The organism is Streptomyces abikoensis (genome assembly GCF_014648775.1).
Classification (GTDB): Bacteria; Actinomycetota; Actinomycetes; order Streptomycetales; family Streptomycetaceae; genus Streptomyces; species Streptomyces abikoensis.
The window spans coordinates 264,522-271,940 of the sequence record NZ_BMRT01000001.1; the positions used below are offsets into that span (position 1 = coordinate 264,522).

Consider the following 7,419-nt stretch of genomic DNA (forward strand, 5'->3'; position numbering starts at 1 on the left):
AACGCATGAATGAATTCGAGATTACACGACCTCTGTGCGAGCGTCCAGGATGATTTTGGACGGGCGACTCGCTCGTCAAAACGGCCTTCGTCCCGAAATAAGAATCGCGGCGGTATGGCCGCCGGGGCCGCATCGCCGTCGGCGTGACCGCACCCCAGAGTTCTTGTGGCGCCCCCTGGAATCGGGACGGATGACGCATGAAGAACTCTGGGGTTCTGCCCGGGACCGGTGTCGGACACAATCGGGGCTCATCCCCTCACCCCAGGAGCCTTCGGTATGCCACGTGGTCGGCCGGTCACCGCGCTTTCCTCGCTGGAGCTCTGCGACCCGGACCTCTACGCCCAGGGACACCCCGAGGAGCTCTGGCAGCGGATGCGACGCGTCGCCCCCGTGCACGAGGGCGAGTACGACGGCCGCCGGTTCCACGCCGTGCTGTCGCACCCGGAGATCTCCCGGGTCGTCAAGGACACCCGGCACTTCACCTCCGAGCAGGGCATGCGGCTGGACCAGAACCCCGCGGCGACGGCGGCGGCCTCCGGCAAGATGCTGATCATCACCGACCCGCCGCGACACAGCGGGATCCGGCGGATCGTCAGCGGCGCCTTCACCCCGCGCATGGTGTCCCGGCTGGAACAGAGCATGCGCGAGACGGTCACCACCGTACTGGACGAGGCCCTGGAGGCCGGCGAGTGCGACTTCACCCGGGTCGCGGCCCGGCTGCCGCTCACGGTGATCTGCGACATGCTCGGAGTGCCGCCCGGCGACCGGGACTTCATGCTGGAGCGCACCATGGTGGCCTTCGGCGAGGGAGCGGAAACGGCTGCCGACCCGCTCGCGTCGGCCGAGGCACACGCGGACATCCTGTCGTACTACGAGGAGTTGCTGGCCCGCCGCCGACGCGAACCCCAGGAGGACATGGTCACCGCGCTGGCCCACGGCACGGTCGACGGCGTTCCCCTCACCGACGAGGAGATCTTCCTCAACTGCGACGGGCTCGTCTCGGGCGGCAACGAGACCACCCGCCACGCGAGCGTCGGCGGCCTGCTGGCACTGATGCGCCACCCGGCACAGTGGGCGTCGCTGCGCGAGGACCCGGAACTGCTGCCGACCGCCGTGCAGGAGATCCTGCGGTTCACCAGCCCCGCGCTGCACGTGCTGCGCACCGCCACCGCCCCGGTCGAGATCGCCGGCCACGCACTGGCCCCCGGAGATCAGGTCGCGCTGTGGCTGGCGGCCGGCAACCGCGACGACACCGTGTTCGAGGATCCCGACCGGTTCGACGTGACCCGGCGCCCCAATCCCCACCTCGCCTTCACGGCCGGGCCCCACTACTGCCTCGGCGCGGCACTCGCGACCCGGGAACTCACCGTCCTGTTCGGGGAACTGCTGCGCCGGGTCCGCGACGCCGAGTCGACCGGCCCTCCCCAGCGGACGCGGTCGATCCTGATCTGGGGCTACGACGCGCTGCCCGTGCGACTCGTCGCCGCCTGACCCACCGCGCGAGCCGAAGGAGGCGACGATGAGCGAGGAACGGACCGCGCACGACGTACCCGGCGCGACGCGGCGGGAGGTGAGCCTCCCGGACGGCCGACGGGTGTCGTGCACCAGCCCCGCGGAGGCACTGCTCATCTGGCGGGAGGCCACGGGCGACGGCCTGTACGGGCTCGCCGCACGCCGGCTGCGCCCCCACGACACGGTTCTCGACATCGGCGCCAACATCGGGCTGGTGTCGATCGCGTTCGCCGACACGGGGCACGCACTGCGGATCGTCTCCGCCGAACCCGTACCCGACGTCTTCGCCTGTCTGCGGGACAACCTCAGCCGCCATGTCCCGGGAGCGACCCCCGTGTGCACCGCCGTGGGAGCCGTGCCCGGTGCCCAGGACTTCACCTACTACCCGGCGGCCCCCGGCAACTCCGGCCTGTACGCCGACCGTGCGGCCGACGACGCCCTCACCAGGACCTTCCTGCGCCACGGCGGTCTCGACGAGGAGTCCGTCGACATGATGATCGACGGACTGCACGAAGGCCGGACCATCCAGGTCCCGGTCACCACCGTCTCCGACCTCATGCGCGAGCATGACCTCCGGTCCGTCGCGCTGCTCAAGGTCGATGTCGAACGCGCGGAACTCGACGTCCTGCGCGGGGTCGACACCGCCGACTGGCCGCGCGTCGGCGCCGTCGTGGCCGAGGTCCACGACGAGGGCGACAGGCTCGCACAGCTGAGCGAGCTGCTGCGGGACGTGGGCTTCTCCCTGCGGGTGCGGCAGGACCCCGCGCTACGGGGCACCGAGATGTACGAGGTCTATGCCTACCGGGCGGAGCACACCTGGCGACCGGTCGTGACGTACGACGCCCATGAGGAGGCCGGCCGATGAGTGTCGAGCAGGCGGCGCTCGTCACGCTGGGCACCGAGCGGCCGAAGGCCGGCCGGACACTGGTCTGCGTGCCGCACGCCGGGGGCAGCGCCGTGGCCTTCCACTCCTGGCACCGGGTCTTCGGCCCGCGCGGCTTCACGGTCCGGGCCGTGCACTGGGACCGGCCCGACGGTTCGGAAGGCCGCTCCGGTATCGGGTGCCGGGCCGCCGCCCTCGCGAGCGCGGTGCGCGAGCTGCCGGAGCCGTGGATCCTGCTGGGCCACAGCCTCGGCGCGCTGATCGCCGCGGAGACGCTGCGCCTGCTGGAGGACTCGGCCGGGCCGCTCCCGGAGCGTACGGTGCTGTGCGCCGCCGCGCCTCCGGGCTCCCGGCGGACCTTTCCGCCCGATGTGCTCAGGGCGTCCGACGAGCACATGGCCGCCTACGTCCGACGACTCGGCGGCACGGACGAAAGCCTGCTCGCCGACCCCGAGTTCGGCCCGCGGCTCCTGGCCGGGCTCCGTGCCGACCTGGACCTGATCGAGCGGTACACACCGGATTTCACGCGCCCGTTGACATCGCCGGTCTCGGTGTACGGAGCGGCGGCGGATCACGACGTTCCGGTCGAGTCGCTGGAGGGGTGGCGGGAGCTGGCCCCGGAAGCCCGGATACGCGTCTTCGACGGCACCCACTTCTTCCCGCACGAGGACCCGGCCGCGGTCTGCCGGGCGGTGACGGCGGACTGCGCGCGGGACGACCGCGACCGGGCCCGGGGCTAGACTCGCCCGATGGTGCTACACCGTTCGGGCCCACGTTCCCCGCACGCCGTATGCGGAGCCGTCGTCCGGGGAGCCGTCCGTGTCCGATAGGCCACCGAACCCCTATACGACCGCCGCGTTGGCCCGTCTGGTCCTCGCCGACCGGGCCCGTGACGCCGTCGACGAGGCGCTCCGCCTGGTCCCCACCCTGGACGACGACCGGCACACCGCGCAGGAACTGCTGCTCCAGGCGCTCCGGGTGCGCTCGTGCGTCGACAGGCTGGTGGAGGCCGCCGTCCTGCACGCACGGGAGCACGGCACCGACTGGACCGGCATCGCGGTCGCGATGGGCATCCGCACCGAGTCCGTCGCCGAGCGATGGCTGCCGCGGGAGCAGCGCTGGCAGGCCGGTCTGGCCCAGCCGATGCGGCACGAGCCCGGAGACGACCTCCCGGAACTGGCCATCCCCCAGGCCGCCTACGCACCGGAGGCGTACGCCCACGACCTCGACGACTGGGCCGGCCGCCACCTCGATCCCCTCGAGAGCGAACGATGGCGCGACCGAGGGCTCGACGCGACCCGCCCCGTGTCCGGCGGCCTGACGCGGAACCCGGACGAGGCCGACACCGACGAACCGTGAGGCCACGGGGCGTCCGTCCCGGGCGGTCAGGCCGGGCGGGAGGCCGTGCCCAGCCGGGCTCCGTCCAGCCGCAGCGGCAGGCGCTCCAGCTTGCGCATGCCGGACACCGGCTGCCAGTTCAGTTCCTCGGGGCTCACGGCCAGTGACAGGGAGGGCCAGCGGGCGAGCAATCGGCCCAGGGCGATCTCGGCCTGATGGCGGGCCAGGCCGGCCCCGAGGCAGTAGTGCGGGCCGGCGCCGAAGGACATGTGTGCCTCCCCGCGGGTGCGGTGCCGGCGGGTGATGTCCAGGCGCTCCGGGTCCGGGAACTCCCGGGGGTCGTGGTTGGCGCCGCTCAGCGCGGCCATCACCGCGTCCCCCGCCTGGAACGACGCCCAGCCGAGGTCGGCGTCCTCGGTGACGTAGCGCAGTCGCGACACCAGGACGGGCCCGCACCAGCGCAGCAACTCGTGCACCGCCTGCGGCATCAGCTCCGGGTCGGCGCGGAGCAGCGCCAGCTGGTCGGGGTGGGTCAGCAGAGCCCAGACGCCGTTGGCGAGGAAGTTGGCCGTGGTGTCGTGTCCCGCGATGATCAGGCTGAGCACCATCGTGACCAGTTCCCGGTCGGTGAGACGGTCACCGTCCCGCGCCCGGATCAGCTCGCTGATCAGGTCGTCCGCCGGCCGGGCCCGGCGACGTTCGACCAGCGCCTGTGTGTGGTCCACGAGCGGTCCGAGCGTCTCGCCAAGCTTCTCCTGCTCGAACGACAGGGCGTGGGTCCAGCGCAGCCAGGCGGGCCGGTCGTCCATCGGCACGCCGACGAGTTCGCAGATCACCGTGATGGGCAGCGGATAGGCGAACAGGCTGAGGAAGTCGACGACACCGTCCTCGGCGTGTTCCGCCATCTCGTCCAGGAGATCGTCTGTGAGCCGCTCGATGCGCGGCCGGAGGGCGAGGATCCGCCGCGCGGTGAACGCGGGTGCCACCAGTCGCCGCAACCGGCTGTGGACCGCGCCGTCGTTGTCGAGGAGGGTGTCCGCGAGGTACGGGATGAGCTCCTCGGCGAGACCGAGCTTCCGCATCGCGTTGACCTGCATGAGCGGCGCACCGGCCGAGGCCGGATCGTTCGCGAACCGGGGGTCGGCGAGCACCGACCGTACGCCCTCGTGGCGTCCGACCACCCACATCAACGACCCGTCGAGCGAGCGCATGGGACAGGCGGCCGCCTGCTCCCGCAGGTGCGTGTACACGGCGTGCGGGTCGGTGAGGACGTTGGGCGGTGGTGCCTGTACGCCGGACGGCTGCTGCTGATCGTTGACAGGCTGACCACTCACGGATGCCCTCCGTATGCACCGAACGCGCTGGCTGCCCCCAACCCTCCGTTGCCCGGGGCCGCCGCCACAACCCTGGACTACGCGGTGCCCGCACCGGCTCATCCTGGGGTTCTTCTGGGGTGGTTCCCCTGGTGCGGTGAGCGACCGTCGTCGCGAAGGATGGCCGAAGATCTTCCGAAAGCACGACGGGGGCGATGTGAGCGTGGACGGATCTTCGGCAGACATACGCGTACGCGCTGAATCGGCGTCATGACGGCCCCGGCGTACTCGCTCGACGGAGGACACTCGCTGCACCGGTGGCTGCGGGACATGCGGACGCACCACCCGGTGCACCGCGATCCCCTCACCCGCGTGTGGACGCTCTACCGGCACGCCGACATCACACGGGCCACCGCCGATCCGGCCACCTTCTCGTCGGAGCTGTGGCGGTACCTGCCCGGGGAGATGGGCACCGGCGATCTCACCGCGGGCAATCTGACGGCGATGGACCCGCCCCGGCACCGCCTGGTGCGTGATCTGGTGAGCCGCTCGTTCACGGCTCGCGCGGTCGCGGGACTGCGGCCCAGGATCGAGGCCATCACGGATCGACTGCTCGACGCCGTCGCCGACCGCGGCGAGATGGACGTCGTCGCCGATCTCTCCGATCCGCTGCCCGTCCTGGTGATCGCCGAGCTGCTCGGTCTGCCGGAGGAGGAGGGCGAACTGTTCCGCGACTGGGCACAGCGCCTGCTCTCCTTCGACAGGGGCGAGCTGACGGACGAGGCGGTCCGCAGACGCGTCACGGACACCCAGAAGGAGCTGCTGGACCATCTGAGGGTCCACTGCCGGCGACGCCGGGCCGACCCCCAGGACGATCTGATCAGCCGTCTCACCCGGGCCGAGGTCGACGGGGAGCGGCTCACCGAGGAAGAGGTGGTGAACTTCGCCAACCTCCTCCTGCTCGCCGGCCATGTGACGACCACGCTGCTGCTGGCGAACGTCGTCCTGACACTCGCCGAGCACCCCGCGGCGGAGGCCGGGATACGCGCCGACCGGGCACTGATCCCGTCAGCCGTCGAGGAGACCCTTCGGTACCGGCCGGTGATCGTCAGCAACATGCGGGTCACCACCCGCCCGGTCACGGTGGGCACCGAGCGGCTGTCGGCGGGCCAGTTCGTGTCGCTGTCGTTCATCTCCGGCAACCGCGACGAGCAGCGGTTCACCGACGCCGACCGGTTCGACATCCACCGTGACACCCGCCGACATCTGGGGTTCGGCCACGGCATCCACTACTGCCTGGGCGCCCCGCTGGCCCGCCTCGAACTGGGCATCGCGCTGGAGGCGATGCTCGACCGGTTCAGCCGGTTCGAGGTGACGGGCACGCCCGTCGACTACTACGACACGCCCGGAGTCGCCGGTCCGCGTTCCCTGCACGTCGCCTTCCGTCACCACTGATCCGACACCACGGGTCGCCGCACCTGACGCGATCGTCGGTCACCCCGTCCCGCCGACCAGGTCCACGCGGAGAAAGCCATGACACTCACCGAGGAACAACTCGCGAGCTACCACAACGACGGATTCGTCCTGCTGGAGAACGCGTTCTCCAGCGATGAGGTCGAGAACCTGTGCGTCGCGCTGGCAGAGGACGAGCGCGTACCCGGCCCATGGCTGATCACCGAGAACGACGGCGTCACCTCCCGGTCGATCTACGCCTCGCACACCCGCCACCCGGTCTTCGAACGGCTGGTGCGCACCGAGCGGCTGCTCGGCCCGGCCCGGCAGATCGCCGACGACGACCTCTACGTCCACCAGATGAAGGTCAACTTCAAGGGGGCCTTCGGCGGCGGGGAGTGGGCGTGGCACCAGGACTACATCGTCTGGCGCGACGCCGACAACATGCGGAACGCCTCACAGGTCAACGTCGCGCTCTTCCTCGACGACGGCACCGAGTTCAACGGCCCGGTGATCTTCCTGCGCGGCTCGCACCGGCTGGGCACGCTGGACCGCGGCGCGTCCGCGCGGGACCACGGCACCGGCCACATCGATCCCGACGCGTACTCCCTGACCCCCGCCGAACTCGCCGATCTGGTCGAGCGGCACGAGATGGTCAGCCCGAAGGGAGCGCGGGGCAGCGTGCTGCTGTTCAGCCCGCAGATCGTCCACGGCTCCGGGACCAATGTCTCCCCCTTCGCCCGCCGCCTGCTGATCCTCACCTACAACCCGGTGTCGGCCGCGCCGTCCCCGGTCGGCGCACCGCGCCCCGAGCACCTCGTCGGCCGCGACCACACGCCGCTCCGGATCGACCGCGGCCGGTTCGACCGTCCCTGAACGCGACCGTCCCTGGCACGACGGTTCCCGAGCACGATCCGCCGC

7 protein-coding genes are annotated in these 7,419 nt (G+C 71.3%); 6 read left to right on the top strand and 1 reads right to left on the bottom strand.

The window, feature by feature from the left end; all coding sequences use genetic code 11:
* The first annotated feature begins 276 nt into the window (after positions 1-276).
* The 4 genes from IE096_RS01195 (at position 277) to IE096_RS01210 (ending at position 3,754) form a co-directional block, all read left to right on the top strand.
* Complete coding sequence (locus IE096_RS01195) at positions 277-1,491, top strand: cytochrome P450 (RefSeq protein ID WP_189447466.1); 1,215 nt, start codon at positions 277-279, stop codon at positions 1,489-1,491.
* Positions 1,492-1,519: 28 nt separating this feature from the next.
* Positions 1,520-2,377: an FkbM family methyltransferase gene (locus IE096_RS01200; protein WP_189447468.1), complete on the top strand. Its 858-nt coding sequence runs from the start codon at positions 1,520-1,522 to the stop codon at positions 2,375-2,377.
* A complete protein-coding gene (locus IE096_RS01205) occupies positions 2,374-3,135 on the top strand; it encodes a thioesterase II family protein (RefSeq protein ID WP_189447470.1) in 762 nt (253 codons plus the stop codon). The genes IE096_RS01200 and IE096_RS01205 overlap by 4 nt, the downstream gene beginning before the upstream one ends.
* 79 nt (positions 3,136-3,214) lie before the next feature.
* The gene (locus IE096_RS01210) at positions 3,215-3,754 is read left to right on the top strand and encodes a hypothetical protein (protein WP_189447472.1); all 540 of its coding nucleotides are present in this window, start codon (positions 3,215-3,217) and stop codon (positions 3,752-3,754) included.
* Positions 3,755-3,780: 26 nt separating this feature from the next.
* On the opposite strand, the gene IE096_RS01215 is transcribed toward IE096_RS01210, so the two are convergent.
* Positions 3,781-5,067, bottom strand: a complete 1,287-nt coding sequence (locus IE096_RS01215; protein WP_229819844.1) for a cytochrome P450 family protein — start codon at positions 5,065-5,067, stop codon at positions 3,781-3,783.
* A 249-nt stretch (positions 5,068-5,316) separates the two neighbouring features.
* On the opposite strand from IE096_RS01215, the gene cymV reads away from it, so the two are divergent.
* Together cymV and IE096_RS01225 are read left to right on the top strand one after the other, a co-directional pair.
* Positions 5,317-6,501 (top strand): cyclomarin C epoxidase CymV, encoded by a 1,185-nt coding sequence (cymV, locus tag IE096_RS01220; RefSeq protein WP_189447475.1) that lies wholly within the window; start codon positions 5,317-5,319, stop codon positions 6,499-6,501.
* 78 nt (positions 6,502-6,579) lie between these two features.
* Positions 6,580-7,374: a phytanoyl-CoA dioxygenase family protein gene (locus IE096_RS01225; protein WP_189447477.1), complete on the top strand. Its 795-nt coding sequence runs from the start codon at positions 6,580-6,582 to the stop codon at positions 7,372-7,374.
* Positions 7,375-7,419: the final 45 nt, after the last annotated feature.

What these genes read in the sequence shown, in the direction of transcription:
- IE096_RS01195 (WP_189447466.1), top strand. Translation starts at nt 277, where the DNA reads ATGCCACGTGGTCGGCCGGTCACCGCGCTTTCCTCGCTGGAGCTCTGC.
- IE096_RS01200 (WP_189447468.1), top strand. Translation starts at nt 1,520, where the DNA reads ATGAGCGAGGAACGGACCGCGCACGACGTACCCGGCGCGACGCGGCGG.
- IE096_RS01205 (WP_189447470.1), top strand. Translation starts at nt 2,374, where the DNA reads ATGAGTGTCGAGCAGGCGGCGCTCGTCACGCTGGGCACCGAGCGGCCG.
- cymV (WP_189447475.1), top strand. Translation starts at nt 5,317, where the DNA reads ATGACGGCCCCGGCGTACTCGCTCGACGGAGGACACTCGCTGCACCGG.
- IE096_RS01225 (WP_189447477.1), top strand. Translation starts at nt 6,580, where the DNA reads ATGACACTCACCGAGGAACAACTCGCGAGCTACCACAACGACGGATTC.